The following is a 16,842-nucleotide window of genomic DNA, read 5'->3' on the forward strand; positions in this document are numbered from 1 at the left end:
CATGCGGGTTCTGATCAAGGGGGCCGGCGTTGCCGGCCTCACCATCGCCCATGAACTCGCAATTGCCGGCGTCACGGTCAAGGTCGTCGATACGGCACCCGGTGTCGGCACCGGCGCGTCCGGTTACGCCGGCGGCATGCTGGCGCCCTGGTGCGAACGCGAAAGCGCACCCGATGCGGTGCTGACGCTCGGCAGCAAGGCTGCAGACTGGTGGAACGCGGCCTTGCCCGGCCATGTTCGTCGAAACGGCACGCTGGTGGTCGCTCCGGCACGCGATGACGCGGAATTGCGGCGCTTCGCCAGCCGCACCTCCGGTTTCACTTGGCTGGACGAGGCGGGTATAGCAGCACTGGAGCCGGCGCTGGCCGGTCGTTTTCGCCAGGCGCTGTTCTTCCGCAACGAGGCGCATCTCGATCCGCGCGCGGCACTGGCGAGCCTTCATTTGAAACTGCTCGGCATGGGCGTCGCCTTTTCTTTCGGCATCGATCCGGACGAAGAACAGGCCGGCTTCGACAGGGTCGTCGACTGCACCGGACGCCACCGGATCGGAAGCCTCAACGACCTGCGCGCGGTGCGTGGCGAAATGCTTGTTCTCAAGACGTCCGAGATCACGCTGTCACGCCCCGTCCGCCTGCTGCATCCGCGCATTCCGCTCTACATTGTCCCGCGTGACAACGGCCTGTTCATGGTCGGCGCGACGATGATCGAGAGTGAAGATAAAGGTCCGATCACCGCCCGCTCGTTGATGGAACTGCTCAATGCCGCCTACACGCTGCATCCTTGCTTCGGCGAGGCGCAACTGATCGAGACCGGCACCGGCATTCGCCCCGCCTTTCCCGACAACCTGCCGCAAATGATCGAGCAGGACCGGCAGATTTTCGTCAACGGCCTTTACCGCCACGGCTTTCTTCTGGCGCCGGCCATGGCGCGTCAGGTCGCCGAGACAATCGGTGCAGGCGCGGGCCGAGCCCATCGATCGCAGCGGAGACCAATCCACCCAACACGCGTTCCCGCACAGGAAGGAGTTGCGCCATGAAACTGATCGTCAACGGCGAAAACGAGGATCTCGAAAGCGCGACGCTGGCCGACCTGCTCGTGACGCTCGACTACGAAGGCGACTGGCTGGCGACGGCTGTCAACGGCGAGATCGTCCACCGAAAGGACCGTGCGTCGCGAGTTCTCAGCGACCACGACCGGATCGAAATCCTTTCCCCGATGCAGGGAGGCTGAACATGCTCGAACTCTACGCAACGCCCGTCTCATCACGCCTGCTGCTCGGCACAGCGCGCTACCCCTCTCCGGCCATCCTTGCCGACGCGATCATCGTCTCGGAAACCGAAATCCTCACCGTGTCGCTCCGCCGCGAAATGGCGCGCGGACAACAGGGCGGCGCCTTCTTCGGCATGATCCGCGACCTTGGCCGGCGCATCCTGCCCAACACCGCCGGCTGCCACACGGCATCCGAAGCGGTTTTGACCGCGAAGATGGCGCGCGAGGTGTTCGGCACCAACTGGGTCAAGCTCGAAGTCATCGGCCATCAGGACACGCTGCAGCCGGATGTCTTCGCGCTGGTGGAAGCTGCCCGCATCCTCTGTGCTGAGGGTTTCGAGGTTTTCCCCTATACGACCGACGATCTGGTGGTCGGCGAAAAACTGCTCGATGCCGGCTGCAGGGTGCTGATGCCCTGGTGTGCGCCGATCGGCAGCGCCATGGGACCGCAGAACATTCCAGCGCTGCGCAGCATGCGCGCACATTTCCCTGACGTGCCGCTGATCGTCGATGCGGGCCTCGGTCGTCCATCGCACGCAGCCCTCGTCATGGAACTCGGCTTCGATGCCGTTCTCCTGAACACGGCTGTTGCCGGCGCTGGCGACCCGGTGCAGATGGCCGGAGCCTTCGCCAGAGCTGTCGAAGCTGGCCGTTCCGGTTATCAGGCCGGACTTCTGGAACCGCGCGACATGGCGGTGCCCTCGACACCGGTTATCGGCAAGGCGGTGTTCTCGTGAGGCTCGACCCCTTCTACCTGATCGTCGACAGCGCCGCCTGGATCGACCGCCTCGTGCCCCTCGGCGTCAAGCTCCTGCAATTGCGCATCAAGGATGCGCCGGAGCCGGTCGTGCGGGCTGAAATCCGCAGGGCAAGAGAAATCTGTGGCCAATATGACTGCCAGTTGGTCGTCAACGATTACTGGCAACTGGCCATCGAAGAAGGCTGCGATTTCATCCATCTCGGACAGGAGGATCTGGCGACTGCCGATCTGCCGGCAATCCGCAAGGCCGGACTGAAGCTTGGGCTGAGCACCCACGACGAGGCCGAACTCGAAACAGCCCTTGCCGCCAGGCCCGATTATATTGCGCTCGGCCCGGTCTATCCGACGATCCTGAAAAAGATGCCCTGGGCACCGCAGGGGCTCGAGCGGCTTTCCGACTGGAAACAGAAAATCGGGGCGTTGCCGCTGGTGGCGATCGGCGGACTTACCATCGATCGGCTGGACGGGGTCTTTGCAGCCGGTGCCAACAGCGCCGCCGTCGTCACCGACATCACCCTGAACGAAGACCCGGAAAAACGGACACGGCAATGGATCGAGAAGACAAAAGCATGGCGCTAGACGCGCCCCCCTGTGTGCTCGTCATCGCCGGAAGCGATTCTTCCGGTGGCGCCGGCATTGCCCGCGATATCGAGACCATCGCTGCGATTGGTGGCAGGACCTGCCTTGCGGTCACGGCGATCACGGTCCAGACCCATGCTGCCGTCCGAACAGTGGAAACGCTCGACGCCGATCTTGTGGCGGCGCAGATGCGGGCTGCACTCGAGGCAAACCCCGTCGCCGCGATCAAGATCGGCATGCTGGCAAGCCGGGAAATCATTGCAGCCGTGTCGGCCGTGCTTGGCGAACACAGACACCTGCCGGTCGTGCTCGACCCGGTTTTTGTTTCCTCGTCGGGCGGCAGCCTCCTCAGCGTGGACGCAATCGAAAGCCTGAAACAGGACCTGATGCCGCTCTGCCGTCTCGTCACCCCGAACCTTCCGGAACTCGCCCTGCTCGCCGGCGCATCGCATCCTGCAGCCGGCGATGACGCAGCGATCGTGCAGGCGCGCACTCTGCTTTCAGGAAAGAATGCGATCCTGATAAAGGGCGGTCATGCGGCAGGCCCTCGATCGACGGACCTTTTGGTAGCTGCCGACGGAACGGTTGCGCGGTTCGACGCTCCGCGTCTCTCCGCCAGCATGCGGGGCACCGGCTGCATGCTGGCAAGCGCCATCGCCATCCATCTGGCAGCAGGTCACCCGCTGGACGACAGCATCCGCCATGCAAAGGCGCATGTCTTCGACAAGCTGCGTGCCGAGGGCACTCCCCCGGCGGCAGGCGGATAAATCCGGGTCAGGCCTGCGCGCGCGGCCGGGCAAGATCGTTGACGCCTTCCGGATCGGGCGCATTGCCATAGCTCATGCGGCGCATCTGGGCGATGACCCGTTCCATCTCATCATCGGGCAGCACCGGCGGCTCGCCAAGCGTCAGCGCCTGTACATACATGCGCGACAGGGTCTCGATCTCGATTCCCATCCAAAGGGCGCTTTCGAGATCCTTGCCAAGCGAGATCTGACCGTGCTGACCAAGAAGGCAGGCGGTGCGGTCTTTCAGTGCTGTAAGCGCATTGTCGGACAGGGCCTGCGTGCCGAAGGTCGCATAACCGGCACAGCGCACGGTGGTACCGCCGGCAATACCGGTCATATAATGGAAGCTCGGAATGGTCTTGTGATGGCAGGCCAGCGTCGTCGCATAAATCGAATGGCAGTGAAGCACGACATTGATGTCGGTCCGCTGGCGCAGGATATCGCGGTGGAAACGCCACTCCGAGGACGGGCGGCGGCCGACATAGGTGCCGTCTAAATCCATCTCCACGAGGTCTTCCGGCTGCATCGTATCATAGGGCAGCGAAGACGGCGTGATCAGGAACCCGGTATCGGTGCGCACCGATAGGTTGCCGGCAGTTCCCTGGTTGATGCCGCTCGAATTCATCCTTCGGCAGATATCGACCATTTCGCGGCGCAGCGCCGCAACGTCCGTGGAAGTGGTGCTCATGGTGTAGACCTTTCTGTCATATTCCCCGGTTTGGGGTGGGCCTGTGTATCGGTGTGAAGCTGTGTGTTGGAGCGCGAAAGCCGACGCCAGCGCTGCGCGTAGCCGGCAAGAGCATCGCCTGTGCCGGGGATAGAAGGAAAGGCGATGGAAACCGGCGTATTGAGCGCGATCGGCGCCTTGTCCCGTCGTGTTGCATGGCCGGCCAGAAGCGCGGCACCGGAGGCCACGCCATAGGCATCAAGGCTGTAGAGTGTCTCTCGACCAGGACGCAAGGCAGCCACGAGCCCGGCATAAAGCGGCTCGCGCAGGAAATTGCCATCGAGCACCACGAGGCCTTCGCTGCCGAGCGCATCGAGGCATTCCGCTGTCAGGAGCGCGGTATAGAGCACCGCAAGCGCCTTGCGCTCGGCCGGATCACCTGGCAAAGGCCCGACGATACGGCCCTGTCCGGCGCTGCCGGGAAACAGCCCGTCATCGTCGCCGAAGGATGGCAACGCCATCGTGCCCCGGTCCACCAGACGGAGAAGTGTCTCGATGGAAACCGGCGGCCCCTCTGCCTGCTGACCAGCAACAAGGGAAAACTCGCGCCCGCCCATGGTCAGCGCGCCGCCCACTGGCCGGCCGTCGACATCAGCATTGCAGGTCATGCCGCGATGTTCGTCCAGCCGCGCGAGTGCAACCGTGCTGCTGAGCGCGACGATCCAGGTTCCCGTCGAGACCACTGTTGCTTGCTCAAGACCGGCCGCCTGGTAGCGATAGAAATTGGCGCTGCTGTCATGGATGCCGGCGAGCACATCGATATCCCGCGCGATACCGTAGCGATCCGCAAGTGCAGGCCGGATCTTGCCGATCCTCTGCCATGCCGCAGCAAAGGGCGGCATCAGAGCCTGCCAGCCGCAGGCCGCGACAATCGGCGCCCAGTGCCGTTCGACCGTGTTCCAGAAATGCGACTGGGCGCCAAGAAAGGTGGCTTCCGAAACAGCGACGCCGCTCAGTCGCCAGGCCCAGTATTGCGGGACGCCAAGAAACCACCGGGCCTTGGCGAAGGCCTCCGGCTGGACCTGCTGCATCCAGTACATCTGCCTCGCCTGATGCGTGGCCCCGAGCATCAACGCGCTGCCACGATCGAAGAACGAGCCGGACAGCGGCACATAACCGAGCCGGATGTCTTCCGGCAGCGGCTGCTCGTAGTCGATCATCGGCAGCGCCGCACCGTCGCCATTGTGATCCGGGTCACCCCCGACGAGAACACCGCCGGACCCATGACCGGAGGTGACGACGGCTGTGATGTCGTGGCGAAGGCAAAGCTCTGTCAGCGATGACATCACCCAGTCTCCGATCCCGACAAGATCGTGTTCCCGCCAAAACGGTCCGTCCACGACCCGGTTGGCGACGGAAACTGTTTCCAGGATCGTCCCGTCTTGGCAGACGGCACTCAGCTTGACATTGGTCTTGCCGACATCGAGCACGGCGATGCGGGCGTCTGGTCTTTCCCGCATCTCCTTCGCCATCCGATGGTCCTTTCCGTTGAGCGTTCGCGTCAGATCAGGCCGTATTGCGCCGCCTTGTTGCGCAGGAAGGGCAGGCCGTTGCCCATGACTTCCGCTTCGTCCTTGGCAACCGGGCGCCAGACCGCAAGCCCGTAGGCGACCTCCGGCGGCATATTGATGAAGCTCTCCATTGCCAGCCCGCCCTTGAAGCCGATCGCGGCAAGCGCCGCATAGATCTCGTCCCAGGGCACATTGCCGTAGCCGGGCGTACCGCGGTCGCTTTCGGAGAGATGGATGTATTTCAGGTGATCGCGGGCCACGAGAATGCCGTTGGCCGCACCCTTTTCCTCAATGTTCATGTGATAGGTATCGAGGTGAACGAAGACATTATCGGCACCGACGCGCTCGATCATATCGACCGCCTGCGCCGCCGTGTTGATCAGGTGGTTTTCATAGCGATTGACCGCTTCGACCCCCAGTTGGATGCCGCGTGTCTTGGCGTGTTTCGCCGCCGCCTGCAATGCGCGGGCGATGTTGTCATATTCCTTCTCGGTCGGGGGCACGCCGGTGCGCTCGCCGATACCGCCGAAGATCACGCCGGACAGGGCCTCGGCGCCCATGTCCGCCGTCTTGTCGATGGCGACCGTGAGATGCTCGACGGCCTTTTCGGGATGCACGGAAGCCCAGGCATGTTCCGGCAGGCCGAGCGAGCAGACCGAGCGCAACTGGTGTTTTTCCAGAAGCTTGCGGCTGTGATCCGCATCGACCGCAGGCGCGTTCAAGAGCGCGATCTCGATGAAATCCATCTTGTACTTCACCGCGGCGGCAATTGCCTTTTCCGCGCCCTCGCGGTTCCAGTTCATTGTCCACATGCTTGTGTGAACGCCAAAACCTTCCATGGTCCTATCCCTTCTTGCGTTTGAAAATCTTGAAATGCGAGGATGCCCAGCGCAGCAGCATCACGGCGATGAGCAGGATGCCCCAGACGGCGGTTGCTAAGTGCTGGTTGGCGCCCATCAGATTGAGCCCCGATGACAGAAGCTGGAGCACGACCAGCGCGAGGAAGACCGGAATGACCCGGCCGAAGCCGCCGAACGGATTGACCCCGCCGAGGAAGCAGGCCAGCACCGTGATCAACAGGTAGGATTCGCCGTGGCCGACCCGCACCGAATTGAACCGCGCCAGCATGATGATGCCGGCTATCGCGCACATCGCACCCGACAGCATGTAGACGAGCACGAGCACCTTGCGGGTGTTGATGCCCGAATAGCGCGCGGCCTCGATGTTGGACCCGATCATATAGGTGCCGAAGCCGAGCTTGGTGCGGGTCAGGAGCACATGCCAGAGGAGTACGCAGGCGATGAGGATCAGAAGCGGGATCGGCACGCCGAGAATGCTGCCGTGACCGATCGGCTGCAGGAAGGCCGGGAAACCGGAGACATCGCCGCCGCGCGTCAGGAATTCGCCAAGGCCACGCAGAAAGATCATCATCGACAGCGAGACCAGGATCGGATGCGCCTTGGTATAGGCGATGACCAGGCCCATCAGCAGGCCGCTCAAAGCGCCGACGCCGATGGCCAGCAGGCTGCCGATCAGGAAGGCGCCAGGTCCGGCATCGACACCGCCATTCTTCTGCAGGTACCAGGCGACCGTCAGGCCGGCGATATTGGCGGTGAAGGTGATGGCCAGATTGAGCCCGCCGGTCAGGATCGGCAGGAGCATGGCGAGCGTCAACAGCCCGAGCTCGGGCAACTGGAACGCCACGGAGCCAAAGGTCGCCCCCGTCAGGAACTGCGGCGAGCCGATGCTGAAGACGATCATCACGGCAATGAAGGCGGCCCCCGGCCCGGCAATGTCAGGACCGACCCAATGCGAGACGCGGTTGAGGAAGGATCTCATCGGCGCGCTCCTTCCCGCATGAATGGCAAGAGACGCTCGATGCTGGTGTTGGACAGCGTGATCGCGACCAGGATGATGGCGCCGATGATCATCTTGAAGGCAAAGGGCGAGACACCCATCAGGTTGAGGCCGTTCTGGGTAATCGAAATCATCAGCACGCCGAGCACGCAGCCGAGCACCGTGCCCTTGCCGCCGCCCAGGCGCGCGCCGCCGAGAACCACCGCTGCGAGAACATCCAGTTCACGGCCGTAAAGCGCATTGGGCACGACCTCCTGCGCATAGTGCGCCTGGATCAGACCCGCGATGCCGGCCATCAGGCCCAGCCAGCCAAAGGCGATGAACTGCATGGCGCCGACATTGATGCCGAAGCGGCGCGCGCCCTCCGGATTGTCGCCGAAGGCATAGAGCTGTCGCCCGGTGGTCGTACGGGTGATCAGCACCCAGGTGGCGATGACGCAGACGACCATGACCAGAACCGGAAGCGTGATTTCCACCCAGCTGCCATCGGCCATCTCATGCTCGAACAGGATAACGCGGCTCGTCAGCCAGTCCGGCAGATTGTAGATCGACACGCCACGCGTGAAGAACATCAGCAGGCCGAAATAGATATTGAAGGTGGCGATGGTGGCGACGATCGAGATGATCTTGAACCGGTGGATCAAGAGCGCATTGATCGCGCCGAGCGACACGCCGAGAACAGCCGCGATCACAAGGCCGGAGATCCAGCCGCCACCGCCGATGCTTTCCAGCAGAAGCGCCGCGACATACTGGACGACCGAGGCCGCGACCGCGAACGAGATGTCGATGCCGCCGGCGATCAGCACCACCAGCAAGCCCACGGCAAAGATGATGTTGACCGAACTCGTGTTCAAAAGGTCAAAGGCATTGCCGAGCGTGAAGAAGCGCTCTGTTGCCAGCGACAGGAACAGGCTGATGAGCAGGATGACGGCGAGAAGTGCAAATTCTGTGGCGTGGGATTGAATGATCTTACGCATAGACGGCAGCCTCGATGTCCTTCAGCGTGCACTGACGCGGATCAAAAGCGCCGCTGATCCGGCCGCCGGCCATATGCAGCACGCGGTCCGCGTTGAAATAGACCTCCGGCACCTCGTCGGAGATAAGGATGATCGCCAGACCGCTTTCGGCCAGTTTCGCAACGATCTCGAAGATCCCGGCGCGCGCACCGACATCGACACCGACGGTCGGCGCATCGAGGATCAGGAGTTTCGGATCGGTCGCCAGCCATTTTGCAATCGCGATGCGCTGCTGGTTGCCGCCCGACAGCGTCGAGATCGCATCGGTTTGCTTGCCGATCTTGACGCCGAGATCGGCGATCCATTGCGCAACCAGCCGCTGCTTGCGCTCGTCCGACAGCAAGCCGCCGGACCGAATGCCGTCAAGCGAGGCAATCACGAGATTGTCGGCGATCGACTGTGGCTGGATCAGACCAAGCGACAGCCGGTCCTCGGAAAGATAGGCGACACCGGCCTCGATTGCCTCGCGGTTCGAGGAAAACCGCACGGGCTTGCCGTCCAGAAAAATCTCGCCGGATTGCGGCTTCGACATGCCGAACAGGGAGAGTGCGATTTCCGTGCGCCCGGCGCCGAGCAGGCCGGTGATGCCAAGCGTTTCGCCCTTGCGGACGGTAAAGGAAACATCCTCGAACTGGCCCGGTCGCGTCAGGTTCTTCACCTCCAGCACGACGGGGTTTGCGTCGCGCGTCTTGGCGCGCACGTGCTGGTCGAAGGTTCGGCCGGTCATCAGTTCGGTGATCCGCGACTGGGTCAGACCCTCGGTCGGATAGACGCCGACAAGCGCGCCGTCGCGCAGCACCGTCAGACGGCTTGAAATCTCAAGCACTTCGGCCAGCCGGTGACTGACGAACACGACGGCAACGCCTGAAGTCGAGAGCGTGCGCACGATCTCGAGCAGGTGATCGGTCTCGGACTGGGTCAGCGACGCCGTCGGCTCGTCCATGAAGACAATCTTCGCCTCGCCGACCAGGGCGCGGGCGATCGCCACGATCTGGCGCTGGGCGATCGGAAAGTCCTTGAGCGGCAGGTCGACATCAAGCGTCACGCCCAGCTTTTTCAAGGCCCGGATCGCAATCTCGCGCATGTGTCCATAATTCACGAAGCGCGGCCAGCGGCCGAGCAGGGTCTGGAAGGCGATGTTTTCGGCAACGGTCATCTCGGGAAACAGAGCGAGGTCCTGCCAGATCACCTGGATACCACCGTTCTGCGCCGTGACCGGCGACATCTGCGCATAGGTCTGGCCATCGTAATCAATGACAGCACCCGGTTCCGGGCGGTAGACGCCGGTGATGATCTTGATCAACGTGCTCTTGCCGGAGCCGTTTTCGCCGGCCAGGCAGTGCACTTCGCCCGGCAGGACATCGAAACTGACATTCTTCAGCGCCTTGACGCCGCCAAAGGTCATATTGATGTTGCGCAGGGACAGAAGCGGCCTTGGGCCTGCATGTGCGCCGGAGGGCTCGGTCATTCGGAATGCCTAACAGGAAATGCGGTCAGGGAACCTGCCGGGCCAGCCGAAGCCGGCCCAGCAGTCGGGAGAACCCTGTTGTGGATCAGAGGCCCATGCCGGCCAGTTCGTCCACAGTGTCCTTGTTGATCGGCAGCAACTGGTCGACGATGATGTCGTTGCCAACAGGCTTGATCACACCGAGACCCGGAATGTCGTCGCCGTCCTTGACGCTTTCGCCCTTGATCAGGCGATCGGCCATGGTGACGAAGACTTCGCCAGCCTGCTTCGGATTCCACATGAAGCCGCCGGAAATGGCATCCGACTTGATGAGCTTCTGGCCCTGGCCGGGCGAAAACGGCCCGAGCACGAAGATTTCGCCGGTCTTGCGACGCTCTTCGACAGCACGGCCGGCACCGATCGGACCCTGGCTGCCGAAAGCGAGGAAGCCATGAAGGTTCGGATGGGCGGCGATCAGGTCAAGCGCCGTCGACCGGCTCTTGTCCACATCTTCAGCCACCCCATAGCGTTCGCCAACAAGCGTCATGTCCGGATGGTTGGCCTTGATATAGGCGATGGCGGCATCGGCCCAGGCATTGTGCAAAGGCACGGTCAGCGAACCGACGAAGACAGCATAATCGCCCTTGCCGCCCATTTTTTCCGCCAGCAGCTTGCCATGCGCCTCACCGAAACCGGTGGACGACGCCAGTTCGAAGTTCCAGTCGGCGCCCTTCTGGCTCGGCGATTCATGGGTGACGACGAAAATGCCGGCATCCTTGGCTTTCTGCAGCACGGGTTCGAGCACCTTGGCATCATTCGGTACGACGCCGATGACCTTGACGCCCTGGGCGATCAGATCTTCGATGGCGCGCACCTGAAGCGCCGGATCGGCACTGGTCGGCCCGACCATGAAGGCATCGAGACCGAGCTTGGCACCCTGCTCCTTGATGCCGGCCTCCATGGCGTTGAACCACGGAATGCCGCCGATCTTGACGACCACACCCACCTTGTCGGCAGCGAATGCCGAAAACGCAACACCAAGCGACAAGGACGCAGCAAGCGCCGCGACAACAAATTTCTTCATGCGATTTCCTCCTCCAAACCCCATCGGGGCATAATCCGGCCGCCGGGGACGACGGACCCTCCAAATCTGATCATGGATGGATGCGGGCTGGCCCTATCCTCCAAACCGCCTCCTCAAGCGGTACCGCGCTGCACAATCGATATTTCTTTTTTGCACAATCGATGGTGCAATTAATATCAAATAGATTTATTGTTTCGTCAAGGGGAGATTGGCACTAGAGCATGAGTGGATTTCGCAGGCTTTGGCTCCCCGTTCTATGCGGTGAATTCAATGCATTAGAAACACTGCGCTTTTCCGCCCGCACGGCCGGGGAAGGACTGGGGCAAGACTGGGGGAACCATGCGGCAAGAGAGCAAGAAGAAGGCGACGATCTACGACCTCTCGGTGCTGTCGGGATGTTCGGCTTCCACCGTCAGTGCCGTGCTCAATGGAACCTGGCAGAAGCGCCGCATCAAGGAAAGCACGGCCGACCTGATCCGCAGCCTTGCCGAAAAACACCAATATACGGCGAACCTCCAGGCACGCGGGCTGCGCAGTTCGCGCTCCGGCCTCGTCGGCCTCTTGCTGCCGGTGCATGACAACCGCTATTTTTCTTCGATGGCCCAGACCTTCGAGGCCCATGTGCGCGCTCGCGGCCAGTGCCCGATCGTCGTCAGCGCCTGCCGCGATCCGCAGGAAGAGCGCCGGACGGTGGAAACGCTGATCTCATATTCTATCGACGAACTCTTCGTCGCCGGCGCCACCGACCCGGACGGCGTGCATGCCGTCTGCGAAGCGGCTGGTCTCAAACACATCAATCTCGACCTGCCCGGCACCAAGACCCATTCCGTCATCAGCGACAACTACGAAGGCGGCAGATTGCTGACCGAGGCGATCATCCGCCATTGCCAGGGTGACCGACCGCTAGAGCCGGAGGAACTCTATCTGTTCGGGGGTCGCAACGACCATGCCAGCCGCGAGCGTATCCGCGGTTTCCGCGAGGTGAAGCGCGAAATCTTCGGCGTCGATCCGGACGAATGCATCCAGCCAACGGGCTATTCGCCAGCCATGACCCAGAAGGCATTCGAAACCTTCTACGCGCGTGAAGGCCACCTGCCCCGCGCCTTTTTCATCAATTCCTCGATCAATTTCGAAGGCCTCCTGCGGTTCCTCGGCCAGCATCCGCATGAGACCTTCGCCGATATCGTCGTCGGCTGCTACGACTACGACCCGTTCGGTTCCTTCCTGCCCTTTCCCGTCATCATGATCCGCCAGGACGTGGAAAGCATGATCGCCAAGGCCTTCGAAATCATCGACCAGCCACGCTCGGCACCGCAACTGCACCTGATCCGCCCGGAACTGGTGCCGCCGCGCACTGCGCTGATGGGCCCGCTGGATGCGCTGAAGGACATCGACTGACAACCACAAGGCCCGGCGCCCACCCTTGACCGGTCAGGCATCGACGGGAACGAAGAGGCCCAGCTTGATATCCTTCAGCACGACATTGGTGTGGATCCGCCGGATCTGCGGGTTCTGCGCCATGATGCCGGCGGTGATTTCGTCGTAGTGGCCAACATCCCTTGCCGTAATGATGGCAATGAGGTCGACCGAACCCGTGACATAATAGACCTGCTGGATATGGTCCTGCCTGTCGGCCCAGAGGCGGAATTTCGACAGCGCGTCATAGTTTTCGCGTTCGATCTCCATGCCGGCGATGAAGGTCATTGCATTGCCGGCTGCCTTCCTGTCGACGACGGCGATCTCGGCTGCAATCACGCCATCTTCGCGCATGCGCTTCAGCCGCCGTTGCACCGCAGACGCCGATAGCCCGACCTGCTCGGCGATGACTTCAGCCTTTAACTGGCAATTTCTCTGGACGATCTCCAGAATGCTCCGGTCAAACGCATCGAGTGGTCCCGACATTCCAACGCCTCCGTTCATGGCGCAAGCGGCGCTTGTGCCGCGTGGCAGGCATATCCTTCGACGACGTCAAGAACAAGCAGGCTGCGGTTCTCCCGTTTCATTGGGCGATATTGTGTGCTTACGCCGCATTCTGTGTGAAAATTTGCGGCAGAACGTCGAAGTGGCCTATTAATGTGCCCGGGCGCTGCGATACCGACGTGGCCGACTGCAAACCGCGCAACCGGAGCCGATTCCATGAACGATATCCTCATTCTCGACGGCGGCATGAGCCGGGAACTGGTTCGCCTTGGTGCGCAACTGCGCCAGCCCGAGTGGTCGGCTCTGGCGCTGATTGACACGCCGGACATCGTTCGCGACGTGCACCGGGAGTTCATGGAGGCAGGTGCCGACGTCGTCACCACCAACAGTTACGCCCTGGTGCCCTTCCATATCGGCGAAACCCGGTTCCGCACCGAGGGCGAAGCGCTGATCGCCCTGTCCGGGCGGTTGGCCCGCGAGGCAGCCGATGCGTTTACCGCACGCAAGGTGCGCGTCGCCGGATCTCTGCCGCCGATTTTCGGGTCCTACGAGCCGCAGCTTTTCGAGCCGGCGAAGGTCCAGGACTATCTCTGCGTCCTCGTTGCCGGTCTTTCACCCTACGTCGATGTCTGGCTGGGCGAGACGCTCTCCCTGATCGCCGAGGGTGAAGCCGTGCGGCTGGCGGTTGCCCGCACCGGAAAACCACTGTGGATTTCCTTCACGCTGACGGACGCACCCGCCGAAACGACCGTCGGTCTGCCACGACTGCGTTCCGGCGAAACCGTTGAACAGGCAGCAACCTGGGCAGTTTCCGCCGGTCTTCAGGGCCTGCTCTTCAATTGCAGTCGTCCGGAAGTGATGGCGGACGCCGTGCGCGTGGCCGCAAACATCTTTGGCGAACACAAGGCGCAGATCGCAATCGGTGTCTATGCCAACGCCTTCGAACCGCTTCAGGAAGAGGGCGCCGCCAACGAGGCCCTCCACGCCACCCGCGAGGATCTGACCGGGGATGTCTATTGCGATTTCGCCGCAAGCTGGGTGGAGGCCGGCGCATCGCTGATCGGCGGCTGCTGTGGCGTCGGAACCGCGCATATCCACCGCCTGGCAAACAGGCTCAGATACTGATCCCCAGCGCAACGCACCGGCAAGGATCGGCCTGGAGACCGGGATCGGGGCCGCAGTAAATTTTTCCGTGAAGCGCCTCGGCAAGGCAGGGATTGAACAGATCCGGCCTTGGCTATATGCAGCAAAGCCGGGGCTAGGCGCCACAAACGCGTGAAAACGTGGAATCACTCAGTAAAAATTTACTGAAATCTGTTTCCTCCGATGCGTGGCTGTGGCAGGCTGGGCGGCAGGCGGAAAAATGGAACGATGGGAATGGTAACGATCAAGGAAATCGCCAAGGCCGTGGGCGTCTCGTCTGCCACGGTATCGCGGGTCCTGAACTATGACCCCGCCCTTTCCATTTCTCCGGCAAAACGCCAGGCGATCATCGAAACGGCGGAGGCGTTGAACTACGAGACGCCGCGCAATCGCAACAAGGCCAACGGCCAAACCGCGCCCAGCCTTTTGACGAAACTGGTGATCGTGCACTTCCTCGAACCGTCCGATGAAATCGCCGATCCCTATTATGTCGGCGTCCGCCTCGGCATCGAAAACCGCTGCCGCGACCTCAAGACCGAGATCGTCAAGGTCTTTCATTCCGATGCCCTTCCCGAGGCCTCGCTGCTGGAAGGCGCGTCGGGCGTCATCGTCATCGGAAAACACTCCGACAACGAGATCGAATGGCTGCAGCAATATGCAAGGCAGGTGGTCTTTGCCGATTTCGACCCGAGGATCGAGCAGATCGACAGTGTCCTCTCCGATATGGGAATGGCCACCGTGAAGATCCTGGAATCCTTGCAGGCCAACGGGTACAGGCGGATCGGCTTCATTGGCAGCCATGAAAAGCTGAACGGCACCGTCACCCCGTTCGGCGAAAAGCGCTGCGCTGCGTATATCGACTGGCAGAAGCAGCATGGCACGTTCGATCCCGAACTGCTGGCCCTTGCCGATTGCACATCCGGTCAAAGCCTTCGGCTGGAGACCGGTTATCGCCTCGCCCGCGACCTGCTCGCACTCCGGGAAAAGCCTGATGTCATCGTCACATCCAACGACAATATGGCCATCGGCACCTACAGGGCCATCCAGGAGGCTGGTCTTTCCATACCGGACGACATCGGCGTCATCTCGTTCAACGATATCCCCGTCGCGCAATTCCTGATGCCGCCGCTGTCGACGGTCAGGGTTCACGGCGAGCACATCGGCGAAGTCGCCGTCGATCTCCTGCTGGAGCGCCTGGCCGGTCGCGCCTATGGCAAGCAGGTTCGCATTTCCACAGAACTGATTCACAGGGACAGCTGTCGCAAGGCCATGAATTCCTGAGCCTTTTTAAAGCCCTTCGCAGGCGCAATAAATATTTACTAAATTTTCCTTGCGTGTTTTCCAGTTTTGGGTAAATCTTTGCATATCGGCACGGGAGGAGACCATGCCGATCCAAATTCGCTCGGGAGGAATACATGGACAACAGGACAATTCTGTCGCGTTTTGCGGCTGCAGCTTTCGCCGGTGCCAGCTTTTTTGCAACCACCGCCGCATTCGCCGGCGAAGTGACCATCTGGTGCTGGGACCCCAACTTCAACGTCGCGATCATGAAGGAAGCCGGCGAGCGCTACACCGCCAAGCATCCGGAAACAACGTTCAACATCGTCGACTTTGCCAAGGCCGACGTTGAACAGAAGCTGCAGACAGCTCTGTCTTCGGGCACGACCGACGCGCTGCCGGACATCGTCCTGATCGAGGACTACGGCGCGCAGAAATACCTCCAGTCCTTCCCCGGCGCCTTTGCCGAGATGAGCGGCACGGTCGATTATTCCGGCTTCGCACCCTACAAGGTGCAGCTGATGACCGTAGACGGCAAGGTCTACGGCATGCCGTTCGACAGCGGCGTCACCGGCTTCTACTACCGCAAGGACTATCTCGAGCAGGCCGGTTTCAAGCCGGCGGATGTCCAGGACATCACCTGGGATCGCTTCATCGAAATCGGCAAGCAGGTCGAGGAAAAGACCGGCAAGAAGATGATGGGCCTCGACATCACCGATGCCGGCTTTACCCGCATCCTGATGCAGTCGGCAGGCCAGTGGTACTTCGATGCTGAGGGCAATCTGAGCATCGAAAACAACACCGCCCTCAAGGCAGCACTCGAAACCCAGCAGAAGATCCTGCAGGCCGGCGTCTACAAGCCGTCGTCCGGCTGGTCCGACTGGGTCGGCAGCTTCACGTCCGGCGACGTGGCGACGGTCACCACCGGCGTCTGGATCACCGGTACGGTCAAGGCGCAGGCCGACCAGTCCGGAAAATGGGGCGTTGCGCCCATTCCGAGCCTCGGCATCGAAGGCGCGACGCATGCCTCCAATCTCGGCGGATCAAGCTGGTACGTGCTGGAAAGCTCGGCTGAAAAGGCAGAGGCGATTGCTTTCCTCAACGAAACCTACGCCAAGGACATCGACTTCTACCAGAAGATCCTCACGGAGCGTGGCGCCGTCGGCTCGCTGCTGGCGGCCCGCACCGGTGAAGCCTACATGAAGGCGGACGAGTTCTTCGGCGGCGAAACCGTCTGGCAGAACTTCTCCGACTGGCTCTCGAAGGTCCCGCCGGTCAACTACGGCATCTTCACCAACGAGGTGGACACGGCCGTCACTGCGCATCTTCCGTCACTTGCCCAGGGCGCCAATATCGACGAGGTCCTGAAGCAGATCCAGAGTCAGGCCGAAGGCCAGATCCAGTAAGCAGTCCTCCTCCCAGCGACGGGTGCTGACGTGCCCGTCCACCGCGAAAGCGGGCGG

General features: G+C 61.9%; 17 protein-coding genes. 9 read left to right on the forward strand and 8 right to left on the reverse strand.

Annotated elements, in window-relative coordinates; all coding sequences use genetic code 11:
* Window position 1 precedes the first annotated feature (1 nt).
* From thiO to AX760_RS01040, 5 genes are read left to right on the forward strand one after another with little or no spacing between them, the layout of a single operon-like run.
* Window positions 2-1,036, forward strand: a complete 1,035-nt coding sequence (gene thiO / locus AX760_RS01020) for a glycine oxidase ThiO (protein WP_071830963.1) — start codon at window positions 2-4, stop codon at window positions 1,034-1,036.
* A complete protein-coding gene (gene thiS / locus AX760_RS01025) occupies window positions 1,033-1,230 on the forward strand; it encodes a sulfur carrier protein ThiS (protein ID WP_071830964.1) in 198 nt (65 codons plus the stop codon). The genes thiO and thiS overlap by 4 nt, the downstream gene beginning before the upstream one ends.
* 2 nt (window positions 1,231-1,232) lie before the next feature.
* Window positions 1,233-2,006: a thiazole synthase gene (locus AX760_RS01030; protein WP_071830965.1), complete on the forward strand. Its 774-nt coding sequence runs from the start codon at window positions 1,233-1,235 to the stop codon at window positions 2,004-2,006.
* Window positions 2,003-2,608 carry a thiamine phosphate synthase gene (locus AX760_RS01035; protein WP_071830966.1) on the forward strand — a complete coding sequence of 202 codons (606 nt, stop codon included), beginning with the start codon at window positions 2,003-2,005 and terminating at the stop codon, window positions 2,606-2,608. The genes AX760_RS01030 and AX760_RS01035 overlap by 4 nt, the downstream gene beginning before the upstream one ends.
* Window positions 2,599-3,375 (forward strand): hydroxymethylpyrimidine/phosphomethylpyrimidine kinase, encoded by a 777-nt coding sequence (locus AX760_RS01040; protein WP_071830967.1) that lies wholly within the window; start codon window positions 2,599-2,601, stop codon window positions 3,373-3,375. Before AX760_RS01035 ends, AX760_RS01040 begins: the two co-directional genes overlap by 10 nt.
* A gap of 7 nt (window positions 3,376-3,382) precedes the next feature.
* On the opposite strand, the gene AX760_RS01045 is transcribed toward AX760_RS01040, so the two are convergent.
* From AX760_RS01045 to AX760_RS01075, 7 genes are all read right to left on the reverse strand, one after another.
* Window positions 3,383-4,084: a class II aldolase/adducin family protein gene (locus AX760_RS01045; protein WP_071830968.1), complete on the reverse strand. Its 702-nt coding sequence runs from the start codon at window positions 4,082-4,084 to the stop codon at window positions 3,383-3,385.
* Complete coding sequence (locus AX760_RS01050) at window positions 4,081-5,595, reverse strand: FGGY-family carbohydrate kinase (RefSeq protein ID WP_425348797.1); 1,515 nt, start codon at window positions 5,593-5,595, stop codon at window positions 4,081-4,083. Before AX760_RS01050 ends, AX760_RS01045 begins: the two co-directional genes overlap by 4 nt.
* Window positions 5,596-5,624: 29 nt before the next feature.
* A complete protein-coding gene (locus tag AX760_RS01055) occupies window positions 5,625-6,473 on the reverse strand; it encodes a sugar phosphate isomerase/epimerase family protein (protein ID WP_071830969.1) in 849 nt (282 codons plus the stop codon).
* Between the two features lie 4 nt (window positions 6,474-6,477).
* The gene (locus AX760_RS01060) at window positions 6,478-7,473 is read right to left on the reverse strand and encodes an ABC transporter permease (RefSeq protein ID WP_071830970.1); all 996 of its coding nucleotides are present in this window, start codon (window positions 7,471-7,473) and stop codon (window positions 6,478-6,480) included.
* Window positions 7,470-8,468, reverse strand: a complete 999-nt coding sequence (locus AX760_RS01065; protein ID WP_071830971.1) for an ABC transporter permease — start codon at window positions 8,466-8,468, stop codon at window positions 7,470-7,472. Before AX760_RS01065 ends, AX760_RS01060 begins: the two co-directional genes overlap by 4 nt.
* Complete coding sequence (locus tag AX760_RS01070) at window positions 8,461-9,975, reverse strand: sugar ABC transporter ATP-binding protein (protein WP_071830972.1); 1,515 nt, start codon at window positions 9,973-9,975, stop codon at window positions 8,461-8,463. Before AX760_RS01070 ends, AX760_RS01065 begins: the two co-directional genes overlap by 8 nt.
* A gap of 85 nt (window positions 9,976-10,060) precedes the next feature.
* The gene (locus tag AX760_RS01075) at window positions 10,061-11,038 is read right to left on the reverse strand and encodes a substrate-binding domain-containing protein (RefSeq protein ID WP_071830973.1); all 978 of its coding nucleotides are present in this window, start codon (window positions 11,036-11,038) and stop codon (window positions 10,061-10,063) included.
* Between the two features lie 339 nt (window positions 11,039-11,377).
* Here AX760_RS01075 and AX760_RS01080 point away from each other — a divergent pair, with 339 nt between their 5' ends.
* The gene (locus tag AX760_RS01080; protein ID WP_071830974.1) at window positions 11,378-12,436 is read left to right on the forward strand and encodes a LacI family DNA-binding transcriptional regulator; all 1,059 of its coding nucleotides are present in this window, start codon (window positions 11,378-11,380) and stop codon (window positions 12,434-12,436) included.
* Window positions 12,437-12,469: 33 nt separating this feature from the next.
* On the opposite strand, the gene AX760_RS01085 is transcribed toward AX760_RS01080, so the two are convergent.
* Window positions 12,470-12,940: an Lrp/AsnC family transcriptional regulator gene (locus AX760_RS01085; protein ID WP_071830975.1), complete on the reverse strand. Its 471-nt coding sequence runs from the start codon at window positions 12,938-12,940 to the stop codon at window positions 12,470-12,472.
* Between the two features lie 234 nt (window positions 12,941-13,174).
* Between AX760_RS01085 and AX760_RS01090 the strand changes: the two genes are divergently transcribed.
* The 3 genes from AX760_RS01090 (at window position 13,175) to AX760_RS01100 (ending at window position 16,785) form a co-directional block, all read left to right on the forward strand.
* Complete coding sequence (locus AX760_RS01090) at window positions 13,175-14,083, forward strand: homocysteine S-methyltransferase family protein (RefSeq protein WP_071831040.1); 909 nt, start codon at window positions 13,175-13,177, stop codon at window positions 14,081-14,083.
* A gap of 252 nt (window positions 14,084-14,335) precedes the next feature.
* Window positions 14,336-15,382 carry a LacI family DNA-binding transcriptional regulator gene (locus AX760_RS01095; RefSeq protein WP_071830976.1) on the forward strand — a complete coding sequence of 349 codons (1,047 nt, stop codon included), beginning with the start codon at window positions 14,336-14,338 and terminating at the stop codon, window positions 15,380-15,382.
* A gap of 134 nt (window positions 15,383-15,516) precedes the next feature.
* Window positions 15,517-16,785 (forward strand): ABC transporter substrate-binding protein, encoded by a 1,269-nt coding sequence (locus tag AX760_RS01100; RefSeq protein WP_071830977.1) that lies wholly within the window; start codon window positions 15,517-15,519, stop codon window positions 16,783-16,785.
* The last annotated feature ends 57 nt before the right edge of the window (window positions 16,786-16,842 follow it).

This window comes from Pararhizobium antarcticum, from assembly GCF_001885585.1.
In the GTDB taxonomy this organism is placed as follows: Bacteria; Pseudomonadota; Alphaproteobacteria; order Rhizobiales; family Rhizobiaceae; genus Pararhizobium; species Pararhizobium antarcticum.